The sequence below is a fragment of the Actibacterium sp. XHP0104 genome, from assembly GCF_025751515.1.
In the GTDB taxonomy this organism is placed as follows: Bacteria; Pseudomonadota; Alphaproteobacteria; order Rhodobacterales; family Rhodobacteraceae; genus Actibacterium_D.
In genome coordinates this window covers 1-2500 of record NZ_JAOWLE010000011.1, presented here as the reverse complement: position 1 = coordinate 2500, position 2500 = coordinate 1, and the positions used below count along the sequence as shown (strand labels likewise).

General features: G+C 54.0%; 1 tRNA gene and 2 rRNA genes (1 of these 3 cut by a window edge). All 3 read left to right on the top strand.

The features are described 5' to 3' along the window. A 23S ribosomal RNA gene (locus OE856_RS13555) occupies positions 1 to 2171 on the top strand; it begins 655 nt to the left of the window's first position. 77 nt (positions 2172 to 2248) lie between these two features. Then, a 5S ribosomal RNA gene (gene rrf / locus OE856_RS13550) occupies positions 2249 to 2363 on the top strand. 53 nt (positions 2364 to 2416) lie between these two features. Further along, positions 2417 to 2493 (top strand) — tRNA-Met (locus OE856_RS13545). Positions 2494 to 2500 lie beyond the last annotated feature (7 nt).

Here is a 2500-nt window from a genome sequence, read left to right as displayed (position 1 = left end):
GAGTCTTAAATGGGCGAATGAGTTCGTGGGATCAGACCCGAAACCGAGTGATCTAGGCATGACCAGGATGAAGGTTGGGTAACACCAACTGGAGGTCCGAACCCACACCTGTTGAAAAAGGTCGGGATGAGTTGTGCCTAGGGGTGAAAGGCCAATCAAACTCGGAGATAGCTGGTTCTCTGCGAAATCTATTTAGGTAGAGCGTCATCCGAATACCCTCGGGGGTAGAGCACTGGATGGGTAATGGGGCCCCACAGGCTTACTGATCCTAACCAAACTCCGAATACCGAGGAGTACTAGATGGCAGACACACGGCGGGTGCTAACGTCCGTCGTGGAGAGGGAAACAACCCTGACCTACAGCTAAGGCCCCTAATTCATGGCTAAGTGGGAAAGCAGGTGAGACGACCAAAACAACCAGGAGGTTGGCTTAGAAGCAGCCATCCTTTAAAGATAGCGTAACAGCTCACTGGTCTAAATAAGTTGTCTTGCGGCGAAGATGTAACGGGGCTCAAGCCATGAGCCGAAGCTTAGGATGCACATAGTGCATGGTAGCAGAGCGTAGTGTGACAAAACCCACGCCTCCTTAGATCCTTCGGGGTCATTGGAGGCTCGGGTTTGACTGTGAAGCCGGCGCGTGAGCGATCCGGTGGAGTGATCACTAGTGAGAATGATGACATGAGTAGCGACAAACAGGGTGAGAGACCCTGTCGCCGAAAGTCCAAGGGTTCCTGCTTAAAGTTAATCTGAGCAGGGTAAGCCGACCCCTAAGGCGAGGCCGAAAGGCGTAGTCGATGGGAACCAGGTTAATATTCCTGGGCCAGGAGGATGTGACGGATCGAGACTGTTGTTCACCCTTATCGGATTGGGTGGGCCGCTAATCGGTTCCTGGAAATAGCCCTCCATGAGATCGTACCCTAAACCGACACAGGTGGACTGGTAGAGCATACCAAGGCGCTTGAGAGAACGATGTTGAAGGAACTCGGCAAAATACCTCCGTAAGTTCGCGAGAAGGAGGCCCAGTTTCTACGCAAGTATTGGCTGGGGGCACAAACCAGGGGGTGGCGACTGTTTACTAAAAACACAGGGCTCTGCGAAGTCGCAAGACGACGTATAGGGTCTGACGCCTGCCCGGTGCCGGAAGGTTAAAAGGAGGAGTGCAAGCTCCGAATTGAAGCCCCGGTAAACGGCGGCCGTAACTATAACGGTCCTAAGGTAGCGAAATTCCTTGTCGGGTAAGTTCCGACCTGCACGAATGGCGTAACGACTTCCCCGCTGTCTCCAACATCGACTCAGCGAAATTGAATTGCCTGTCAAGATGCAGGCTTCCCGCGGTTAGACGGAAAGACCCCGTGCACCTTTACTACAGCTTCGCACTGGCATCAGGATTGTGATGTGCAGGATAGGTGGTAGGCTTTGAAGCGGGAACGCAAGTTCCCGTGGAGCCTCCCTTGAGATACCACCCTTCGCACTCTTGATGTCTAACCGCGGTCCGTTATCCGGATCCGGGACCCTGCGTGGCGGGTAGTTTGACTGGGGCGGTCGCCTCCCAAATCGTAACGGAGGCGCGCGAAGGTTGGCTCAGAGCGGTCGGAAATCGCTCGTTGAGTGCAATGGCAGAAGCCAGCCTGACTGCGAGACTGACAAGTCGAGCAGAGTCGAAAGACGGCCATAGTGATCCGGTGGTCCCGAGTGGAAGGGCCATCGCTCAACGGATAAAAGGTACGCCGGGGATAACAGGCTGATACTGCCCAAGAGTCCATATCGACGGCAGTGTTTGGCACCTCGATGTCGGCTCATCTCATCCTGGGGCTGGAGCAGGTCCCAAGGGTATGGCTGTTCGCCATTTAAAGAGGTACGTGAGCTGGGTTTAGAACGTCGTGAGACAGTTCGGTCCCTATCTGCCGTGGGTGTAGGATACTTGAGAGGAGTTGCCCCTAGTACGAGAGGACCGGGGTGAACGATCCACTGGTGGACCAGTTGTCGTGCCAACGGCAGTGCTGGGTAGCTATGATCGGACAGGATAACCGCTGAAGGCATCTAAGCGGGAAGCCCCCCTCAAAACAAGGTATCCCTGAGGGCCGTGGAAGACCACCACGTCGATAGGCCGGAGATGTAAGTGCAGCAATGCATTCAGTTGACCGGTACTAATTGCCCGATAGGCTTGATTTGATCCAGTAGAAGCAGGACTTCTACAAATCAAAAGCATACACAAACAATACGCGACTTGGACGTTGTTCTTTCCTCGGTTTGGTGGTCATAGCACGAGCAAAACACCCAGCTCCATCCCGAACCTGGCCGTTAAGTGCCGTCGCGCCAATGGTACTGCGTCTTAAGACGTGGGAGAGTAGGTCACCGCCAAACCTAGAAAAGAACAACAACGTATCTCTCAAAACGATCAATCAAAACATCATCGGCGCGGGGTGGAGCAGCCCGGTAGCTCGTCAGGCTCATAACCTGAAGGTCGCAGGTTCAAATCCTGCCCCCGCAACCAAAATAAT